This is a genomic window from Alteromonas portus (assembly GCF_005117025.1).
Classification (GTDB): domain Bacteria; phylum Pseudomonadota; class Gammaproteobacteria; order Enterobacterales; family Alteromonadaceae; genus Alteromonas; species Alteromonas portus.
In genome coordinates this window covers 162,589-182,995 of the sequence record NZ_SWCO01000010.1, presented here as the reverse complement: position 1 = coordinate 182,995, position 20,407 = coordinate 162,589, and the positions used below count along the sequence as shown (strand labels likewise).

Genomic DNA, 20,407 nt, shown 5'->3' with positions numbered 1-20,407 from the left:
CTTAGGCGGTAGCACGCGGGTAATGTGATGAAATAGCACTGCGTACGCCGTTCCCCCAGGTAATAGCCTGATTATAAAGCATATGCAGTTGCTTTTGATCAATATTCAGCATCTTGGCTTGTTTTATCACATTCATCCACAGCGCACTTTCGAACGCCCGAACCAAGGTCATATAGTTGTTCATTTCTAGGTTTTTGCCTAGTAATGCGTCATTAACTTCATCGGACAGCGGCAGTTGTTTCACGATGTCAGTCATAGATTGGTCAAGTAACCCTTCAAGTAACGAGAACAGCCCTACTAAAAATGATATTGGCGGGTTGTTTTTGATGCCTCTTCGCTCGGCAAGTAAATCAAAGAACTTAGCGCGTACAAGCGACATATGAATGATTTCAAGAGGTTTCTCGTCGCCTAAGTTGGTTAAACTCAACAACGCGATAAATTTCTTAATCTCTACTTCACCCATGTAATTGAGTGCGTGCTTAAGTGAGGTGATCTTGTAGCGTTTATTGATTGTGGGGTTGTTTATGAATTTTAATAACAAGAAGCTCAGCGTAGCATCGCGTTCGATAATTTGGCTAATGCGCTCAATGTTAAAATCACTGCTAGAGCTTTCACCCATCAAATCTACGATATTCATTTTAGAAGCAGGGAGCTGCTTCAGTATTCGCGCTTCAGGCTGTGAAAAGAAATAACCTTGGAAGAAGTCAAAGCCTAAGTCTACACAAGTAGTGAAGTTGTCTTGTGTATCAACTTGCTCGGCAACTAGCTGGACATTTGCATCGTGATAGCGAGGAATATGTTTTTCGATAGTTTCAAAGCGTGTTTTGGTGACGTCTACTTTTACGATATCGATAAGCGGGAATATATCGTGCGCGGCACCTACCATCATAGGGTCGTCGATGGCTAGCTTAAAGCCAAGTTGTTTAATGTGTTGGCACGCTTCAAATAGGCCACTTGTGTTATCGGTTGGGTCAGCCAGCTCAACAACAACTGACTCAGGGTTAAGCGACGTCGGAAAACGGGAAATAATGGTGTCTGATGAAAAAGTAATAAATGACGTTTTCTCACCACTGATGTCATCTAGCCCTAACGGGTGGAAGTGCTCAGAAATATATTTGGCTTTTTCTTCACTGTGCTCAGGGTAGGCGCCAGACTTACCGTCCCTAAATAATAGTTCATAGGCAAATACACTTTTGCTTTTGTCTAAAATAGGCTGGCGAGCTATGAACGCGAACATAATCTATTCCTGAGGCAACATGGTTTGACGACGTTTTTATTGGTATTAGATGGGTTTAGGTAATAATCAACCCAAACCCTAGTCTATGATATGTAGGCGTTATCTAACAACAATTCAATGATAAATTTACCAATGTGCTGTGTTGATGCATTGGCTATTCATCTTTTAATGCCGAGCTATGGATGTGTTTTGCCCACTTAATTGCTTCATTATAATAACTGTGCAATAAATTTTGTTTTATCTCATATTTATTAGCAAACTGTTGAATACCCCCCCATTTTGCTCGTTCAAAGTACTGAACAAGCGTCAGGCAATTACGCAGCATGCCGGGTGTACCACAAAGCGCATTCTTTACATCATCGCTGATAGGCACTTTACTCACAAGATCGTCAATGCGCTGCTCCATCATCGCATCTAGCAAAGACAACAGCCCGGTGAGGAAGCCTTTTAGCGGATTATCCGAGCCCTTAAGCTGAGTAAATACTAGTTCACAAAACTTTGCACGAACCAGAGCCATGTGCATGAGTTCACTTGGCTGACCATCGCTTAGGTTGGCAAGAGCAAGTAAAGAAATAAATTTCTTCACCTCTACTTCACCCATGAAAGTTAATGCGTGTTTAAGTGACGTTATCTTATGGCGTTTATTAATCATAGGGTTGTTAATAAAGCGCAATAGCAGATAGGTGAGGGAAGGGTCTCTCTCAATAATTTTATTAACGTCATCGAAATTCAGTTTTGCTTGGCTACTTAAAGTAAGTAGCTCCATCATAGTTAAGCTACTCGGTCCTAACTTCCTGTGCTTAACAATTTCCGGTTTAGCAAGAAAATAACCTTGAAAATAATCGAACCCCATTTCTTTGAATTTATTAAATTCTTCATAGGTCTCAATTTTTTCAGCTACCAGTTTGATTTTATGCGATTTGAATCGCTCGACCAAAGCGGGGATCTTATCGTGAGAAATTTCGGTGATATCAATTTTTACAACGCTGGTAAACGGGATAAATGCTTCCCATTTTCCTTTCATGTCGTAATCATCTAGGGCAATAGGATACCCAAGGCCGCGTATATGCTTGCATGCTGCAACCAAAGCTTCGTCAACTTCTACGGTTTCAACAATTTCGATAACCACTTTGTCAGCATCTAATGATGTAGGAAAGCGGAACATCAGCGTATCGCGATGGAAATTGATAAAGGCTTTTTTATCCCCGGTAATTTCCTCAATACCCAAGCTTAAATGGGTAGAGGTCAGTATTTTTGACGTTGCCTCATCAGGAGGAATGTTAGGGAAACAGTTCTCCTCTCCAACGCGAAAAAGTAATTCGTAAGCGTAAACTTCTCGGTTTACATCAAATATGGGCTGTCTAGCGACGTAAGCAAACATGTAATTCCTCTTTGCTTTACTTGCCTTACTCCTTTCCTTAAGTATTTCCCTTCCAGCTTTTTATTGTATTTGTCTGGAAAATGCTATGCAGCGGTCGTAGTGCAAAATCGATTGATACAATCTAATATTTTCAATTTCCAGCCAGAAAAGCAAGGTATAAACTGGCACTTCCTTTTATAAGCAGTAATGGCCGATGGAATTTGACGTAGCGTTCATACGCAAAAGTCGCTATTTTCTCCATTAGTGAATTGTAGCGATTATTCAATATTCGTTAGAATTCATACCAGTGAGATTAGCTTTCCCACTCAGGCATGTAATTAAAGTATAATAATTTCGTGATTAGATGACCGACCGCAAGCCTATAAAAACTATTAGGCGCAGTGATGTATCGCGGGGTGGTAAGCAATGCGAAAAGCACAAGAATTCGTTTTAGCTAGCCTAATGCATCATCTAACAAACTTAAACGACGCTTAATTCGTGAAGTTGAACTTTTTTTCTTATTCTAGGTCTTGATATTGTAGAAATAGTCACTATACCTACATATTGGTTAGACTTCATATCTTAATTAGGTCTCGCGCAGCTTCAGTTACTTTGCTAATATGAAGCGGCAATAAATGAGGTGAACAATGAGCAACAATTTGCAATCTATGGCCCTGTCAGTGCCACACAGCGGTAGCATTGAAGGCTACATTCAAGCTGTAAGCAGCATTGATATGCTTAGCGCTGAGGAAGAGCGCGAGTTGGCAGTGCGCCTTCGCGAAGACGAAGACTTACAAGCCGCTCGTAAGCTAGTAATGTCACACCTTCGTTTTGTAGTGCACATTGCAAAATCTTACTCAGGTTATGGCTTACCACAAGCCGACTTAATTCAAGAAGGTAATATCGGTCTGATGAAAGCCGTTAAGCGTTTCGACCCAACCGTGGGCGTGCGTTTGGTTTCTTTCGCGGTACATTGGATCAAAGCTGAAATTCATGAGTTTGTACTTAAAAACTGGAGAATAGTGAAAGTTGCGACTACCAAAGCGCAGCGCAAACTGTTCTTTAACCTACGTAAGGCGAAAAAGCGCCTTGGTTGGTTCACGCACGACGAAGTACAAACTGTAGCGAACGAACTGGGCGTGAGTACAAAAGAAGTGCTTCAAATGGAAGCGCGCATGAGCTCTCAAGACCAGGCGTTTGATTTAACTGCAGACGAAGATGAAACAGGCAATTTTGCGCCAGTTCAGTATCTGGAAGACAAATCTTCAGACGTTGAAACTGACGTAATTAATAATGACTGGGATACCGCTGCTAGCAAGCGCTTATACTCAGCGATTAAAACGCTAGACGAGCGTAGCCAAGATATCATCGAAACCCGTTGGTTAGCAGATAACAAGATCACGCTGCAAGACTTAGCTGATAAGTATCAAGTATCTGCTGAACGTGTTCGTCAAATTGAAAAGAACGCGATGAAAAAGCTCCAAGCAGCTATGGTCGCGTAGTACATAGCTTATAAATAGCTTAAATCTGAAAAAAGCGCCTTAAAGGCGCTTTTTTTATGAGTAGTTTTTTGTACTTAGTGACGACTTGTACAAAATGGTGGTGAACATTCCTCAATTCACCGATAAACGGTTATGTATTTGTCAAAATAACTCGATTATCTATGCGGGCTGGTAGAATACCCGTTCGGGTGAGGCGTTAACTCGAAGTGCTACTCTTCTTCGTTTTTAGAAGGGGGAAGCACGTAGAATACACCTTCAAATTCCGCTACTGGTGTGTCGCCATCTAAAATTGCTACGCTTAATTCAAAACGTGCTTTGTTGTCATTTTCCAGCGGTTTAAATTTACCAGACAAGGTCTCAATATTGCAGATTGCTCTGGGTTTCATAGTAATGGGCTTATGGTAATGAATATCGCCGTCGCCCAATACAATGTCACCGTCTAATCCACGCTCTTTAAGCTGCAAGTAAATCATGCCCCAGCCGGTAAGCGTAGCTAAAGAGAAAATACTCCCCGCAAACATAGTGCCGTGAATATTTATGTTCTTGTTTAATGACGCGCGAGTTTCAAGTGTGCGGCCTGTATACTGGTAAAGCTTAATTCCCATGTGCTCTGTAATGGGTATAGTCTCAGACCAAGTCTCTTGCAACGATTTACACCATTTAGGGTGCAGCACTAAGGTATTGCTCTCAGTAAACTTCTTAACCATTTGCTGACGCTTGAGCATACCAAGTTCGTTAGGGGCTTCACGCTCAATTTCAAAGCCACATGCGCTGAAAAAGTCTATAGATATTTCGCGGCTGTTGGTCACTGCTCGCTCAGCGCCCAAGTCTTTGGCTACGTTTTCAAGTGCAGCCATAATCATTTGGCCTAAGCCCTTACGTTGGTGGCCTGAGTGAACTGCAATATGGCGAATTTGTGCCTCTTCAGCGGTGTTCAAATGTACGCGGCCGCAAGCTACAATTTCGCCATTTCTATTAGTGATAATACGGTGCTCTGCGACTTGCTCATATTCGTCTTTTTCAGAGCCTGGAGGGAAATTCCATGGCTGGCGTAAGTGTTCCCACCGAAAATGAAAATAGGCTTCAAACTCGGCATCGCTTTTTGGTGTGACTACCTTGTACACAATAAACCGGCCTTCTTAATTGAATGAACGAGTATTTAAACGTAAGAATACATGAGGTACAAGCTTAATTATGTAAGCATATATGGGCTGATGAATAAGTGAGCCTTAATCGCTTGTTCCGCGGTCACTTCACGCTTATTTAAACCAAATGGGTTTAGGTACCTATAAACTCAAATGGTGTGTGATGAACCAAGCTATAAAGTGCGGGTACCCTCAATGTAGTACCTTTAAACGTGAAAGTGAAACGTTACAGGGCCATCGTTTATAAGGCCAACTTGCATGTCGGCACCAAACTCGCCTGTGGCTACTTTCATGCCTTTATTTTCAAGTGCTTGAACAAACTTTTCATAAATAGCTCGACCGTGTTCTGGCGTTGCGCCGCGTGAAAATCCGGGGCGATTACCTTTCTGGGTGTCTGCAACTAAAGTGAACTGGGAAACGACCAGTATCTCCCCGTCTATTTGCTCAATATTTAAATTCATCTTTCCGTCGTCGTCACTAAACATGCGATATCGACAGAGCTTATTTGCTAGTTTCTCTATCTCGGCGTCACCGTCTTCTTTCTCAACACCTAATAGCACCAGCATGCCTTTACCAATTTCGCCAATAATATTACCGTCAACGGTGACATTAGCTTCTGATACACGTTGAATTAGTCCTATCACTTCGACTCCTGAATAAAGCGTGACATGTCGCGAGTAGCACGGCACAGCGCATAGCCTATACTGGGCTCGGAGGTACTGTGCCCCGCGTCGGGGATAATTTGTAACTGACTTTGAGGCCAAGCTTTGTGAAGCGCCTCTGCCGCTTCAGTTTTACAGATCATGTCGTACCGACCATGAACGATTGTTCCAGGAATATGGCTTATTTTGTTAATGTTTTCAAGAATATAGTTTTCATCTAAAAAGCATTGATTAGAGAGGAAATGACATTCTAATGTGGCTAAACAGGTAACTAACTGCATAGGGTAATTGGTTGTCGAGTCACCCACTCCAGGTGGTAAAGTGATGCGCGAAAGGCGCTCTTCCCATTGGTACCACCGTTTAAGCGCAGAATGCCGCAGTACATCATTGCTAGAACGTACCATCGCACTATAGAAATCACACACTGAGCTTGAGGTCACAGGCTCTGGCACATCTTTCGTAAATTTCCGGTAGTACTCCGGAAACAACTGGGCTGCGCACCCATTTGGCGATAAAAACCAATCCCTGTCTTCTTGCCTAGCCAGAAATACGCCGCGCAGAATGAGGCCTGTCACTCGCGGTGTGTACTTTAACGCGTAAAGCAGTGCGAGTGTCGAGCCCCAAGAACCGCCAAACAATAGAAATTTAGGAATTGAAAGGTGTGTACGTAATGCTTCTATATCTTCAACATTTGACCAAGTATCATTGTTTAGGGTGTCTGCTATTGGTTTAGAGCGGCCGCAACCCCGTTGTTCATAGCCGATAATGCGATACTTATTGCTATCGAAAAAGCATTTGTAATTAGGGGGTAAGCCTGCCCCAGGGCCTCCGTGGATAAAGAGCACGGGGATACCGTTTGGATTACCACTTTGCTCGAAGTAAAGCGAATGCCCACTTCCCACTTCGATAAATCCATTTTCATAGTAGGTCACATCGGGGTAAAGTCGTTTCATTTTGTTTCTGCGCGTTGTGTGAGTGCCTGTTTTAGTTTAGTTTATTGTTATACAAACGTTTGCGTGCTGACTGCTTTAAACGCTGTTTTTGCTTTCTAAATAAGCGATAACTACTAACTCTATACTATAGAACAAGTGTCATTACGTGCTAGCTAATCATATTATAGTCATAAATGCGAGGATGTTGATATGGCAGGTCAAGGATCAGGCGGTAACGTAATCGCCGCAATTTGTAACTTCTTTATTCCTGGGTTAGGACACCTAGTCCAAGGAAGAATTTTAGGCGCATTGTTCTTTTTTATCACGGTAGGCGTGTGTTATGCCTTAGCTGCAACTGTGGTGCTTGCCATTGTCTTTTGGCCGTTAGGGGCTCTTCTGCATTTAATTTGTATTATAAGTGCAGCACGTTTTAGAGGTGGAGTAACCGCATGAAGTTAATTGCATCAGCATTTGTTGCTATGCTTGCCCTGAGTGGGTGCCAGTCTGCATATTATGCAGCATGGGAAAAAGTGGGCGTTGAGAAGCGCGATATCTTAGTTGACCGTGTTGAAAACGCTAAAGAGTCACAAGAAGACGCACAAGAGCAGTTTAACTCTGCATTAGAGGCATTTAGTGCAGCAGTTGCGTTCGATGGCGGAGAGCTAGAAGACGTTTACAACCGCTTAAATGGTCAGTACGAAGACAGCGTTGCTGCTTCAGAAGAAGTAAGTTCACGTATTGATAAGGTAGAAAGTGTAGCTGAAGCCTTGTTTGATGAGTGGGCCGAAGAGTTGGAAAAATACGAAAATGCGTCGCTTAAGCGCGATAGCGCGGCCAAGCTTCGCGAAACCAAGCGTCGTTACGCTTCACTAATGACGGCTATGCGTAAAGCGGAAAGCAAAATGCCGCCGGTATTGAGCGCGCTTCAAGATAACGTGTTGTATCTTAAGCACAACCTAAATGCTAGCGCTATTGGTGCACTGCAGGGCGAGCTTTCTACGATTGAAAACAACGTTGCCCAGCTTATAAGACAAATGAATTCAGCGATTGCTGAGTCTGACGCTTTTATTTCTTCAATGAAAAACTAGCTTTTTGACAGTAATAAACACAAAGGGAGCCAGCGGCTCCCTTTTTTATTTTAAACATGTGGGCTAATTATTCTTGAGGTACTTTGCGCGGTTCGTTTTCTGCTTTACGGTTTTCGAAAGCTTCGCCTAGACTGCACGTAAACTCTGCACCAAACAGCACAATTATCCACGACAAGTACACCCATAAAAACAGAATAGGCACCACTGCAAGCGCGCCATAAATAAGTTCGTACGAAGGGAAGTTTGTTACATAAAGCGCAAAACCTGACTTAGTAATTTCAAAAGCGATAGTGGCTACAATGGCACCTACGAAAGCATGACGAGCAAACACTCGTCTATTCGGCACCACCATGTATAAAATGGTAAATGCAAGCATGGCTGCACCGCTGGGTACAAGGCTGAGTAAGAAAGTACCAAGACCTGGCGTGTATTCTTCAGTGAATGCCGCTAATCCAGTCAAATAAGAACTGACCACTACACTAGAGCCAATCAACATAGGGCCAAGCGTGATTACCATCCAGTAAATAGCAAAGGTATACACAATGGGTCTGTCACTTTGCGTACGCCAAATTCTATTTAAGGTTTTATCTACGTTTGATATTAGCATTAGCGCTACGACCAGCAGTGACAAAATACCAATAGCGCTCATTTGCGAGGCATTGCCCACGAAATCAGTCATGTATTTGTGTACCACATCACTGGCGGTAGGAACAAAGTTGCTAAAAACAAAATGCTCTAGCTTACTTCTTACAGACGCGAAGGCAGGAAAAGCCGACATTATGGTGAAAGTAACCATAATAAAGGGAACTAAAGATAACAAAGTTACATAGGCTAAGTGCCCAGCAGAGATAGTAATATTGTCTTCTCGACAGCGCTTTATGAAGATGCTAAATAGATCTCTCACTTGAGGCGTAACGTTGTTATATAAGGTTTTAACCTTGTCTAAATCCACTCAATTTCTCCTGACGATACCGTGTAAATGATAAATAGCGCGGTCTTATCTATGCGGACTGGTATAAGGTATCGATAGTTCATTACTTGTTATATTAAATGGTAACTGCGGGCGGCCTTGGTGGCAAAGTTTAATGCAGGTTTAAAACAACAAAGGCGCATTGATTGCGCCTTTGGTGGAGTGAATCATGCAAAAATGACAACACTCTTGTGATAATTGTTATTTCTTAATCGCCTGAACGCACACCTAGCATGTGACAGATAGCATAGCTCAACTCACTGCGGTTTAAGGTATAGAAGTGGAAGTGTTTTACTCCTTCTTTAGCCAGCACTTTAACTTGGTCCATGGCAATGTTAGCGCCTATTAGATTACGGGTTGCCTGGTCATCGGCATCAAGGCCGTCGAACATTTTGTGCAACCATCCAGGAACATGAACATTTGTGAAACCCGCAAATTTAACCAGTGTTTGGTAGTTGGTTACTGGCAATATACCCGGAACAATATCTAAGTCGACACCTGCTGCGGCAGCGCGGTCTCTAAATCGAAGGTAAACACTCGTATCAAAGAAGAATTGAGTTATTGCTTCTGTGGCACCAGCTTCTGCTTTGCGTTTTAGGTTTAGTAAATCAAACTGCGCATTTGGAGCTTCAGGGTGCTTTTCTGGGTATGCAGCGACAGAAATATCAAAATCGGCAACGTCTTTTAGTAAGGCAACAAGGTCAGAGGCATACATTTCTGTTTTTTCTACTCCTGACGGTAAATCGCCGCGAAGTGCAACAATACGGCGAATGCCCGAATCCCAGTAGTCTTTAGCAATTTGTTTAAGTTCATCTCGACTAGCATCAACACAGGTCAAGTGAGGAACAGCTGCTACACCGGTTTGCTGCTGAATACGCTTAACTACGTCGTGGGTTCTGTCACGCTCACCACTATTGGCACCGTAGGTCACCGACATATAGCTTGGCTTTAGTGGCGCTAAGCGCTCAACCGACTTCCATAAAGTCTGCTCCATGGCTTCCGTTTTAGGCGGAAAAAATTCAAAAGATACATCAATATCACGCAGTTCCGACAGGGACTGGTTCAATGCATCGATACCTTGTGCGTAAGAAACCATGGCTTATTCTCTCAAAAATGTATTCTTATAGACGTTTAGACGTCTAAATTAAAGAATATATGTCTAGACGTCAAGAGGTTTACACTGCTCAATTGACCTTTTCGTGAACTTGTTTAGAATTTCTCTTCATAACATAAAAAAGAGTAGACCGAGTTAGTATAATGGCAGAATGGAACGGTAAATATATTCACCCCTACGCAGAGCATGGTAAAAAGAGCGAACAAGTAAAGAAAGTCACTGTCTCTATACCTATTAATGTGCTTAAAGCACTTACTGATGAGCGTACTCGCCGCCAAATCAATAATTTACGTCACGCCACTAATTCGGAGCTGTTGTGTGAAGCGTTTTTACATGCGTTTACCGGCCAGCCATTGCCTAACGATGATGACCTGCGCAAAGACAACCCTAATCGGGTGCCGGCTGAAGCAAGACGTATTATGGAAGAAATGGGTATCGATCCAAGTTTCGAAAATGATGTGTCTGAAGACGACTGATATCTAGCATTAAAGAGAAACGGCCCTGTATTGTATGTTAGCGGATGTAAGTCATTACCTACAACACAGCGCCGTTTTATGTACTTATATTCTTTAAGCGCACTTTTTAGCGAATAAAGGTTGAGCGTTAACCCAACCGACATAGTCTTGAACTCACTAATAAGGTCTTGAACCCACTAATAAGGTCTTGAACTCAACTAATAAAGTCTTATGCTCCAGAACTTTATTCTTCTGGGCTTTCAGGCACGCGGGCAACACCAGACTCAATTGCCGCCTTAGACACAGCGGTAGCAATGCGCTCACACAGACGGGGGTCCATAGGTTTAGGAATAATATACTCCTTACCAAATGTCAGGCTGTCACTTTTGCTTGCTGCCAATACTTCCTCTGGTACAGGCTCTTTTGTGATAGCGCGCAGAGCTTCTACCGCAGCTACTTTCATTTCATCATTAATAGCCGTTGCACGAACATCTAATGCCCCACGGAAAATAAATGGGAAACACAGTACGTTGTTAACTTGGTTTGGATAGTCAGAGCGTCCAGTAGCCATGATAAGATCTTTACGTACTTCGTGAGCAAGTTCAGGTTTTATCTCAGGGTCAGGGTTAGAACATGCAAATACAATTGGGTTTTCAGCCATTAAGGCCAGTGTTTCTGGTGGTAAAACATCTGGGCCAGACACACCAACAAAAATATCCGCACCTTCCATTACGTCTTCAAGGGTGCGCTTATCCGTATTGTTAGCAAATAGCTTTTTATGCTCAGTTAAGTCTTCGCGACGAGTATGGATAACGCCTTTTCTGTCTAGCATATAAATACGCTCGCGCTGGGCACCACATTTAATAAGCAATTCCATACAGGCCACCGCTGCTGCGCCGGCACCCATACACACGATTTTAGCGTTTTCTATATTTTTTCCCTGAATCTCTAGAGCGTTAAGCATACCCGCTGCAGTTACAATAGCGGTGCCGTGCTGATCATCATGAAATACTGGAATCTTACAGCGCTTAATAAGCTCTTGTTCAATTTCAAAACATTCAGGTGCTTTAATATCTTCTAAGTTAATACCGCCAAATGTGTCGGCAATATTTGCCACGGTATTAATAAATTCCTCGGTGGTACGATGCTTCACTTCAATATCAATTGCATCTAGACCAGCGAAGCGTTTAAACAACAGCGCCTTACCTTCCATTACAGGCTTCGACGCCAGCGGGCCTAAGTTCCCCAGCCCTAAAATAGCGGTTCCGTTACTGATAACAGCAACTAAGTTACCTTTACCCGTATATTTGTATGCGTTATCTGCATCTTCGGCAATTTCTCTGACTGGCTCGGCAACGCCAGGGCTATAGGCAAGAGCAAGGTCGTCCACGCTATCGGCAGGTTTAGATAGCTCTACGCGGATTTTCCCAGGTGTGGGTTTGGCGTGATAATCGAGTGCGCGTTGTCTAAAATCTGACATGTAAAAAAGTATCCTTAGGTGTAGGGTTCATCGGTGTTTTCGTTCACGCTCTGTAGCTATTTTATTATCGTTATAGTTATAGGTAGATAAACGTAAGTGCGTTACAACCCGGTAATGACAAAAGTGATTATAAATAGTTGTTAGCACTAGGGTATGTTGAAAAGAGCAGGCTAGGTGTTACCCTTTGCTGATTTTGCTCGCATACCTAAATGGGTACAAAACCTTAGGTTTACACTTAAAATCTGTACCTAAAAGCGCCACAAGCCTTGTTAGTTAAGCATTATTCACAGCATTAATGCTCACTATCAAAGTGCCGATCGCAACTCTAACACAGCCAATCACTGTGTACATATCTGATCAGAATTCTCAAATACCAATGTAGGTTAGGCATACTAATTAGACCAGTAAAATAGGGCTATAATTGACATTCATATTATTTATTTTTGATGAAAGCTTCATTCTGCTTGTCTATTGTGGGATGGGGGGAATCATAATATCTAAAAGATCTATATTCTCAATAATGACAAGAACATTAATCCAAATCGAGAAAGTGGAACGCAGGTGATTGGCTTGTAAATTCTCTACACTACATTTCTGATAAAATGTTATGGAAGCCTATTTTAAATTTGGGCTAGAGGCGAGGAAATGACAGAAAGAAAACTAATAGCAGTGCTGACCGATGTATGCGAAAACGTAAAATCTAACAACAATGGATTTGTTTGGCTAACTCACATAGGACATTGGAGAGCGCCGCAGGTAATTGCTGTGTTTAATAATGAACAGGAAAAACAGCGGGCATTAACTAACGGATGGGATATAGACTTCATAAACCAGGTGAATATTGCTTTGGCGTCAATTAAGTCAACGCCCGTTGGTATTTATTTTGATAGCGAAGAACAATGTAATAAAGTTAGTGGCGGCAATTGGGACAAGCATTTATCTAATGTTAAAAACCTTCACTGAGTTTAGGTTACGTTGAATGTTGCAAAGCTAGCTAAAAAAGCTTTTTTAATAGGTGAGTTACTGGCCTGATTTACAATATCGGCGGTAAAGCGCTGTTTAGCATATCTTGTTTGTGTGAAGTGCGAATTTTAAGCAATAAAAAAGCGCCATAAAGGCGCTTTTTTCGAACTCGATATCAGGCTTACTTTTTGCCCAATGCACCGAAACGCTTCTTGAAGCGATCAACACGACCACCAGTGTCAACGTTACGTTGCTTACCAGTGTAGAATGGGTGACATGAAGAACATACGTCTAGGTTGATGTCTTTACCAAGCGTAGAGCGGATGTTCATTACGTTACCACATGAGCAAGTTGCTGTGATTTCTTCGTATTTTGGGTGGATATCTTGTTTCATTGGGTTACCTCACATAACAAGGCCGTATCGCTATACAACCCGAAGTCGCACACCATACGTTACTTAATTCAAATGATAAGTCGTTCAAAGAACAGCCTATCGCAAAAGAGCGGCGCATAATAAAGGATGGAAGGGGCTTGATCAAGCTGTTTTTGGCCAAATGCTAAACAAGAGAGCTAGGCAAGGTAGCCGATAAAAAGGCCAAACAAAAAACATTCCTTTTATGCTTACCGATAAAGTATGTTTAAATATTTGTCTTTCAAGGCTAGGCCAAATGCTTTAGTGGAAAAATCATGCTCTAGTAGCAAAATCATGCGCTAATAGCAAAATGTGTAGCTAGCTGTTAGAAGCGCAAAATGCTCTAACGTATAAGTCTGCAAGAAGCCTCAGTATAATTAGTTTCAACATAAGCAGCTTATAAGCGCATAGCGCGCTGTAAATGTCACTCAATAAGGTAGAACGTTCGCAATGGCCTTTATTCAAGTTGCCGTGCCAGTGCCACTGCGCCAGCTTTTCACATATACCCACACCAATGCAATCAGAGCAGGTGTAAGGGTGGTTGTGCCTTTCGGTCCGCGCAAACTTGTGGGCGTAGTCGTTGAAACTCTACAAAAACCTGAAAGTGAGATTGAAAACTCTGACAAGCTAAAAGCTATTGAGTCGGTACTGGACGATAGCCCTGTTATAGATGGGGTGTTGTTGAAAATGGCCCAATGGCTGTGGCAGTACTATCATCATGCGCCGGGTGAAGTGCTGCACGCTATGCTGCCTGTTTTATTGCGCAAAGGCGAGTCGGCGGCCCCCACGCCACAAGACATGCTAATGCTTACCGAAGAAGGTAAACAAACGACTGCAGACACGTTATCGCGGGCGCGTAAACAACAAGCCTGTTTTTCTGCAATGGCTGGTGGAGCCTTATTAGCCTCGCAAGCTCGCAAGCAGTATGGCGCACCTGCGGTCAAAGCGCTTGTCGAAAAGTCACTGGCAAGCATTGAAGAAGTCGCACCTGAATTTAAGTCAGGCAGTTGGCTTGCCTCGTTATCGGTGTCTGAAAAGCCAGTTCCAGATACTGAGCAGTCGGTTGCCATTGCCGCGTTAAACCGTCAGCAAAGTAACTTCGCGGTAAGCTTGCTTGAAGGGGTTACCGGTAGCGGTAAAACGGAAGTGTATCTTCAAGCCATTGAACCCTTGCTGCGTGATGGAAAGCAAGTGCTTATCCTTGTGCCAGAAATAGGGCTTACGCCGCAAACAGTATCTCGCTTTGAGAAGCGCTTTAGTATTGTAGTGGGCGTTTTACACTCTCAGCTTTCTGATAAAGAACGGCTACAGGTGTGGCAGCGAGCAAAAGCCGGTGAGCTCGGTATTATCATTGGTACCCGCTCGGCTATTTTCACCCCGCTGCACAACCCCGGTATGTTGATTGTGGATGAAGAACACGACGAGTCTTTTAAACAACAAGATGGGCTTCGCTATCACGCCCGTGACCTAGCAGCCATGCGGGCTAAGCAGCACAATATTCCTCTTTTATTAGGCAGCGCCACGCCCGCGCTAGAGACACTTAATAATGCGTTAAGCGGTCGCTATGCCCATTTGCAGCTTACCAAGCGAGCGGGAGGGGCGAAAAGCACGCATCAGCATGTGTTAGACGCACGCGACCAACCCATTCACTACGGTATTTCGCAAGGCTTGCTGACGATAATGCGCCAGCACATCAATGCGGGAAATCAGGTATTGGTGTTTGTAAATCGCAGAGGCTATGCGCCAGCGCTGCTGTGCCATCACTGTGGTGAGACCGTAATGTGTAAGCGCTGTGACCGTCCTTATACAGTGCATAAAGCGCAGAACCGACTACAGTGTCATCACTGCGGCGGCATGCGCTCAATGCCATCAAACTGCGAAGCGTGTCATCACAATGAATTAGTGACTGCGGGTACGGGCACCGAGCAAGTCGAGCAAGGGCTTGCAAGTTTATTTCCCGGTGTTAAACAGGTACGAATAGACAGCGATACCGTTCGGGGCAAAGATAAACTGCACCAAACGCTTGATGCCATAAACCGCCAAGAGTACCAGCTGCTAGTTGGTACTCAGATACTATCAAAAGGTCACCATTTCCCGCATGTAACCTTAGTGGCGGTGCTAGATTGTGATGGGGCACTTTTTAGTGCCGATTTTAGAGCGCCAGAAAAGCTTGCCCAGCTTGTGACACAGCTTGCTGGAAGAGCAGGGCGCGCAAGTAAACCCGGTGAAATGTGGCTTCAAACTCACAACCCCCATCACCCTCTGCTACAGGATTTAGTGCACAATGGCTATGGGCATTTTGCCCGGCACGCATTAATGGAGCGCAAAGCGGCGGGGTTGCCCCCTTTTATTAGTCAATTTGTGATTCGTGCTGAAGCGACTGACAGCAGTTTGGCCTATCGCTTTTTACAAGATAGTAAGCAAGTCTTTCTCCAGCAGCATGCCATTGAGTTGAATGGCCCGTTTCCTTGTTTGATAGAAAAGCGGCAAGGCAGGTTCAGATTTATGCTGGTATGCAGTCATGAAAAGCGTGCGCCGCTTCACAATGCGCTACGTTTGGCGCTGCCATTTTTACAGGCGTTGCCACAGGCAATGAAAGTACGGTGGTCAATAGATATTGATCCTACCGATTTCAGTTAGCTTGTTGAGTGGCAATACGTTAAAATTTTGGCAGGATTGAAGTTGCAGGAAAGCTGCTTCTTCATAAAGATTTGGTATATGACGTTTTCTTACGCATACAAACAACGATAACAAGTAGGAATATTGCCGACTATGGCTCAACGCGATTATGTCTCTCGTGGACGCTCTCCTCAAAAAAAGAAGCCTGCTGGTAAAGGAAGAAAACCAGCGGGGAATGCACAAATAAATGCGTCGGTTGTTGGCAAACTTCCTATTGTGCGCCTTATCGGTGTATTCGCATTGGTAATTGGTTTTGGTATCTTTTTGTGGTCGATAAAAGACAATGTAGAAGATAACGTAGATACCCAAGCTTCACGGCCTGTTGCTCCTACAGAAGAATCTTTACCTGAATTGCCCGAGGAAGAATGGGAGTATATTAAGACTCTTCCCGGATACGAAGTAGAAGTTGATGTTAAAGAGCAAGAAAAGTCTGACAAGCGCTATTTGATGCAGTGCGCTTCGTTTAGAACCCGCGCCCAGGCTGAAGAGATGAAAGCCAAAATAGCATTCCAAGGCTTAGAGGCGCTTATTAGACACAGCACTGGCAGCAACGGCGACTGGTTCCGCGTAATTCTGGGCCCATATGAGTCTAAGCGAGATGCAGAAAAAGCTAAGCACAGCCTGCGTAAAGTGAACATTGCCACATGCCAAATTTGGTACTGGAATTTGTAGCAGTTTATTGTCGGTAACATTTAATGCGATGCATACGGCGCATTGATAGCGCGTAGAGAAAGGATGCGTTTACAAGGAAGTATCAATGCGTATTGCCATCACTGAACAACCAGATTACGCTGCTTACAGCATAGAAGAGCTTGAGGACGTTCTGGAAAATATTGATAAGCAGGCCTTTCCGGAGCGCTACCAGGCAGCAAAGAATGAGCTCGCTGTTAAGCGGGCAGCGCTGCCATTTGAAGATGATACGGATAGCGCCCATCAAGATGAGCATTTTACTCGACCTAAATGGTCTGAGCTTCATCCAATAACACGTATCAGTAACGGTACTTTTTTAGTACTTATTGGCGCAATGTTCGTAAGTGTTTTAACCGATTTTATTGTGATCAATGCTTGGCTAGACAATTCGAATTGGGCCATCGTATTTCTCACTTTTGCCTACAGCGCCTTTTATTACCTCGCCATTTTTATCGATAAGCGGCACGCGCAGTTTGTGACTAAAGATTTACGTGGAAAAATGACGTTATTTGGCATGCCGCTATTAGCCTTTTTCTTGTGGTTTAGTTTTGTTGATACGGCATTGCCCTACACGCTCCACTTAGCGTCCGATAAACAAGAAACAGAAAGAAAATTTGCTTATGAAAAAGGAAGCGGCTCTAAGCACTGTCGACATCCACTTTTGCTAAAAGAGAACGGTCCCCTGTCTGATGGGCGCTTATGCTTAAGGGAAAGTGAGCACAAACGCCTACCGAATAAAGGATGGGTGTATGTTAAGGGCTACGAAAGTGGTTTTGGTTTTGACATTGAAGGGTATCGATTTCGCTAAATTTCAACCATGAATGCCTGCGTATTAATCACTTCAAATGCAATTAGCCCAAGCAAAATGAGATTAACCAAAACCGTTACCCAATAAACTCTCATAAATGACGATTTACTACGCTTATGTTTAAAAATTTGTTGGGCTAGCAACGCACCAGGCCAACCTCCCAATAAGCTTAATATATGCAGTTTTGCTTCTGAAATTCGCCACATGTTGTTTTTAGCTGCCCATTTATCAATACCGTAGCACAGTAGGGCAAGCATACTTACCGCGCCATAAATGATAGGCATTATAAACGGTAACCGACCTGACAGTGTAAATAACGCAAGTGCACCGGAGAAAATACTCAGTACGATAATATTACGTTTTCTTTGCGAGGTTGGCTTATTGGCGCGTAAACGTTTAGCTTTGTGATCCTTGAGTAAGCTGATGTTGCAGGCGCGGTGATTGCCTTTTCTATCCTGTTCAACTTCATAAACAATAATATCGCCATTAATAGGTCGCCTAGAGCGCTGTTTAAACGCTTTAATATGAGCAAAGGCCCGTATTCCGCCACCGTTGGGCTCCACAAAGCCAAAACCTTTAGCATCGTCCCACTGTTGTATTCTTCCTTGATACTTCATTCTTACTCCTTTAATACCATTATGTAGCGACTTCAGTGTTGCTACTTTATCTGTGCTCTATCAATTAGGCATTATTTCAACTGGCCATAGGGCTTCATTGGCGAGAGTATGCACTCTATAAATGGGGTATTCAATAAGCGCCGTATGCGCTAAGCCCATATAGTAGGCAGGTTTGAGCGCACATTCTTTTGTCTTACCCTTGAAATTAAAAAGCCTTCCCCCACTTATTTGTTATTGAATTTGAACGCTGCTGCCTTTGTAACATGAAAAAACGCAGCTGCGCCCAGCGAAACGGGGAATGAAACGTGACAACGATTGTATCTGTACGACGTGGGAATCAAGTGGTAATGGCCGGTGACGGACAGGTATCACTGGGTAACACCGTAATGAAAGGTAATGCGCGCAAAGTGCGCCGTTTATACAACGACAAGATTTTAGCGGGCTTTGCTGGTGGCACGGCCGACGCATTTACGCTGTTTGAGCGCTTTGAAGCAAAGCTTGAAGCTCACCAAGGCCATTTGACTAAAGCGGCGGTAGAGCTTGCCAAAGACTGGCGAACTGACAGGGCGCTTCGCAAACTAGAGGCATTGCTTGCCGTAGCCGACGAAACCGCATCGTTTATCATTACCGGTAACGGTGATGTGGTGCAGCCAGAACAAGATCTTATCGCGATTGGTTCTGGTGGTAACTACGCGCAAGCCGCAGCTACTGCACTACTTGAAAATACAGAGCTAAGCGCAAAAGAAATTGCTGAAAAAGCGTTGACCATAGCGGGTGATATTTGCGTATTCACTAACCATAGCCAAACGGTTGATGTACTAGATTACTAAGTAATAGCTGAATGCTGTTATCGGCTTGCTGTCGCTCGTATGAATTCGAGTACAGCAAGCGCTGTTAGAAAAGGGTTTATTCATGTCTGAAATGACACCAAGAGAAATTGTTCACGAGTTAGACCGTCATATTATCGGTCAACAAGATGCCAAGCGCGCTGTATCTATTGCACTTCGAAATCGCTGGCGTCGGATGCAGCTTGAACCTGAGCTGCGCCAAGAAGTTACGCCAAAAAATATTTTGATGATTGGCCCTACAGGTGTGGGTAAAACTGAAATCGCCCGCCGTTTAGCAAAACTTGCTAACGCGCCGTTCATTAAAGTTGAAGCGACTAAGTTCACCGAAGTGGGCTATGTAGGTAAAGAAGTTGAAACCATCATTCGTGATCTTGCCGACATTGCGGTAAAGATGACGAAAGAAAATGAAATGAAAAAGGTGAAATTCCGCGCAGAAGAAGCAGCGGAAGAACGCATTCTAGACGTTTTGCTTCCTCCACCAGAAGATGCATGGGGTAATAAGGAAAACGTTGAAGATCGCGGTACGCGCCAAGCATTTCGTAAAAAGCTTCGTCAGGGCGACTTAGATGACAAAGAAATTGAAATTGATGTGGCACTTCCGCAGGTTGGCGTAGAAATTATGGCGCCTCCAGGTATGGAAGAAATGACCAATCAGCTTCAAGGCATGTTCCAAAACTTGTCGGGTTCGCAAAAGAAAAAGAAGAAGCTGAAAATTAAAGAAGCGTTCAAACTACTTATTGAAGAAGAGGCTGCACGCCTTGTGAATCAAGAAGATTTGAAAGAAAAAGCCATTGAGTCGGTAGAGCAGCACGGTATTGTGTTTATCGACGAAATTGACAAAATTTGTAAGCGCGAGGGTAACTCATCGGCTGATGTATCTCGCGAAGGTGTTCAGCGTGACTTGCTTCCACTTGTGGAAGGTTCAACGGTATCGACAAAACATGGCATGGTTAAAACTGACCATATCTTGTTTATCGCTTCGGGCGCATTCCAAATGAGCAAGCCGTCGGACCTTATTCCTGAGCTTCAGGGTCGTCTTCCAATTCGCGTTGAGCTATCTGCCCTTAAAGTGGGTGACTTTAAACGTATTCTTACCGAGCCAAATGCGTCTTTAACGCACCAGTACATTGCGCTAATGAAGACAGAAGGCGTGGATATCAAGTTCGACGATTCTGGTATTCAGCGCATTGCTGAAGCGGCATGGCAGGTGAATGAGCGCACTGAAAACATTGGTGCCCGCCGTTTGCACACGGTTCTTGAACGCCTAATGGAAGATATCTCGTTTGACGCCTCTGAAAAGAGCGGTGAGTCATTCGTGATTGATGCTGATTACGTTAACAGCCATCTAGAAACCTTGGTAGATAACGAAGATCTTTCGCGCTTTATCTTGTAATTTAGCGCTAAGTAGAAGTTTCCCCGTTAGTTAATTTGTTCAACTAGCCCTT

The 20,407-nt window shown here is 43.7% G+C and carries 20 protein-coding genes; 10 read left to right on the top strand and 10 right to left on the bottom strand.

Translation table 11 applies throughout. The annotated features are described in order from the left end of the window. Window position 1 precedes the first annotated feature (1 nt). Complete coding sequence (locus E5672_RS17525; RefSeq protein ID WP_136783409.1) at window positions 2-1,237, bottom strand: EAL and HDOD domain-containing protein; 1,236 nt, start codon at window positions 1,235-1,237, stop codon at window positions 2-4. Window positions 1,238-1,391: 154 nt separating this feature from the next. Further along, complete coding sequence (locus tag E5672_RS17520; protein WP_136783408.1) at window positions 1,392-2,618, bottom strand: EAL and HDOD domain-containing protein; 1,227 nt, start codon at window positions 2,616-2,618, stop codon at window positions 1,392-1,394. A 626-nt stretch (window positions 2,619-3,244) separates the two neighbouring features. Here E5672_RS17520 and rpoH point away from each other — a divergent pair. Further along, a complete protein-coding gene (gene rpoH / locus E5672_RS17515) occupies window positions 3,245-4,099 on the top strand; it encodes an RNA polymerase sigma factor RpoH (protein ID WP_014950987.1) in 855 nt (284 codons plus the stop codon). A gap of 209 nt (window positions 4,100-4,308) precedes the next feature. Here the strand turns inward: rpoH and E5672_RS17510 are convergent, their stop codons facing one another. The 3 genes from E5672_RS17510 to pip all read right to left on the bottom strand — a co-directional run bounded on the left by E5672_RS17510 (window position 4,309) and on the right by pip (window position 6,859). After that, complete coding sequence (locus E5672_RS17510) at window positions 4,309-5,223, bottom strand: bifunctional GNAT family N-acetyltransferase/hotdog fold thioesterase (protein WP_136783407.1); 915 nt, start codon at window positions 5,221-5,223, stop codon at window positions 4,309-4,311. A 227-nt stretch (window positions 5,224-5,450) separates the two neighbouring features. Then, on the bottom strand, window positions 5,451-5,888 hold the full coding sequence (gene dtd, locus E5672_RS17505; protein WP_136783406.1) for a D-aminoacyl-tRNA deacylase: 438 nt from the start codon (window positions 5,886-5,888) through the stop codon (window positions 5,451-5,453). Next, entirely contained in the window at window positions 5,885-6,859 is a 975-nt protein-coding gene (gene pip / locus E5672_RS17500) for a prolyl aminopeptidase (protein WP_136783405.1), read from the bottom strand. Before pip ends, dtd begins: the two co-directional genes overlap by 4 nt. A 189-nt stretch (window positions 6,860-7,048) precedes the next feature. Here pip and E5672_RS17495 point away from each other — a divergent pair, with 189 nt between their 5' ends. Together E5672_RS17495 and E5672_RS17490 are read left to right on the top strand one after the other, a co-directional pair. Beyond that, window positions 7,049-7,291 carry a hypothetical protein gene (locus E5672_RS17495; protein ID WP_025257569.1) on the top strand — a complete coding sequence of 81 codons (243 nt, stop codon included), beginning with the start codon at window positions 7,049-7,051 and terminating at the stop codon, window positions 7,289-7,291. Next, window positions 7,288-7,926, top strand: a complete 639-nt coding sequence (locus E5672_RS17490) for a DUF2959 domain-containing protein (protein WP_136783404.1) — start codon at window positions 7,288-7,290, stop codon at window positions 7,924-7,926. The genes E5672_RS17495 and E5672_RS17490 overlap by 4 nt, the downstream gene beginning before the upstream one ends. 67 nt (window positions 7,927-7,993) lie before the next feature. Here the strand turns inward: E5672_RS17490 and E5672_RS17485 are convergent, their stop codons facing one another. Beyond that, a complete protein-coding gene (locus E5672_RS17485) occupies window positions 7,994-8,878 on the bottom strand; it encodes a virulence factor BrkB family protein (RefSeq protein ID WP_136783403.1) in 885 nt (294 codons plus the stop codon). A gap of 226 nt (window positions 8,879-9,104) precedes the next feature. Continuing rightward, window positions 9,105-9,992: a methylenetetrahydrofolate reductase gene (gene metF / locus E5672_RS17480; protein WP_136783402.1), complete on the bottom strand. Its 888-nt coding sequence runs from the start codon at window positions 9,990-9,992 to the stop codon at window positions 9,105-9,107. A gap of 161 nt (window positions 9,993-10,153) precedes the next feature. On the opposite strand from metF, the gene metJ reads away from it, so the two are divergent. Continuing rightward, complete coding sequence (metJ, locus tag E5672_RS17475) at window positions 10,154-10,486, top strand: met regulon transcriptional regulator MetJ (protein ID WP_014950979.1); 333 nt, start codon at window positions 10,154-10,156, stop codon at window positions 10,484-10,486. A gap of 223 nt (window positions 10,487-10,709) precedes the next feature. On the opposite strand, the gene E5672_RS17470 is transcribed toward metJ, so the two are convergent. Further along, window positions 10,710-11,945 (bottom strand): malic enzyme-like NAD(P)-binding protein, encoded by a 1,236-nt coding sequence (locus E5672_RS17470; protein WP_136783401.1) that lies wholly within the window; start codon window positions 11,943-11,945, stop codon window positions 10,710-10,712. 645 nt (window positions 11,946-12,590) lie between these two features. Between E5672_RS17470 and E5672_RS17465 the strand changes: the two genes are divergently transcribed. Next, complete coding sequence (locus E5672_RS17465) at window positions 12,591-12,908, top strand: hypothetical protein (protein WP_136783400.1); 318 nt, start codon at window positions 12,591-12,593, stop codon at window positions 12,906-12,908. 181 nt (window positions 12,909-13,089) lie between these two features. On the opposite strand, the gene rpmE is transcribed toward E5672_RS17465, so the two are convergent. Continuing rightward, window positions 13,090-13,302: a 50S ribosomal protein L31 gene (gene rpmE / locus E5672_RS17460; RefSeq protein ID WP_014950975.1), complete on the bottom strand. Its 213-nt coding sequence runs from the start codon at window positions 13,300-13,302 to the stop codon at window positions 13,090-13,092. Between the two features lie 468 nt (window positions 13,303-13,770). On the opposite strand from rpmE, the gene priA reads away from it, so the two are divergent. The 3 genes from priA (at window position 13,771) to E5672_RS17445 (ending at window position 17,497) form a co-directional block, all read left to right on the top strand. Continuing rightward, complete coding sequence (gene priA, locus E5672_RS17455; RefSeq protein WP_136783399.1) at window positions 13,771-15,960, top strand: primosomal protein N'; 2,190 nt, start codon at window positions 13,771-13,773, stop codon at window positions 15,958-15,960. Between the two features lie 132 nt (window positions 15,961-16,092). Beyond that, window positions 16,093-16,671 (top strand): SPOR domain-containing protein, encoded by a 579-nt coding sequence (locus tag E5672_RS17450; protein WP_136783398.1) that lies wholly within the window; start codon window positions 16,093-16,095, stop codon window positions 16,669-16,671. Window positions 16,672-16,756: 85 nt separating this feature from the next. Then, on the top strand, window positions 16,757-17,497 hold the full coding sequence (locus E5672_RS17445; RefSeq protein WP_136783397.1) for a hypothetical protein: 741 nt from the start codon (window positions 16,757-16,759) through the stop codon (window positions 17,495-17,497). Here the strand turns inward: E5672_RS17445 and E5672_RS17440 are convergent. Further along, window positions 17,494-18,114, bottom strand: a complete 621-nt coding sequence (locus E5672_RS17440) for a DUF1294 domain-containing protein (RefSeq protein WP_240692275.1) — start codon at window positions 18,112-18,114, stop codon at window positions 17,494-17,496. The genes E5672_RS17445 and E5672_RS17440 overlap by 4 nt on opposite strands. A 305-nt stretch (window positions 18,115-18,419) precedes the next feature. Between E5672_RS17440 and hslV the strand changes: the two genes are divergently transcribed. Both hslV and hslU read left to right on the top strand, forming a co-directional pair. Next, complete coding sequence (hslV, locus tag E5672_RS17435; RefSeq protein ID WP_136783396.1) at window positions 18,420-18,944, top strand: ATP-dependent protease subunit HslV; 525 nt, start codon at window positions 18,420-18,422, stop codon at window positions 18,942-18,944. Between the two features lie 82 nt (window positions 18,945-19,026). After that, complete coding sequence (hslU, locus tag E5672_RS17430) at window positions 19,027-20,355, top strand: HslU--HslV peptidase ATPase subunit (RefSeq protein WP_014999752.1); 1,329 nt, start codon at window positions 19,027-19,029, stop codon at window positions 20,353-20,355. The last annotated feature ends 52 nt before the right edge of the window (window positions 20,356-20,407 follow it).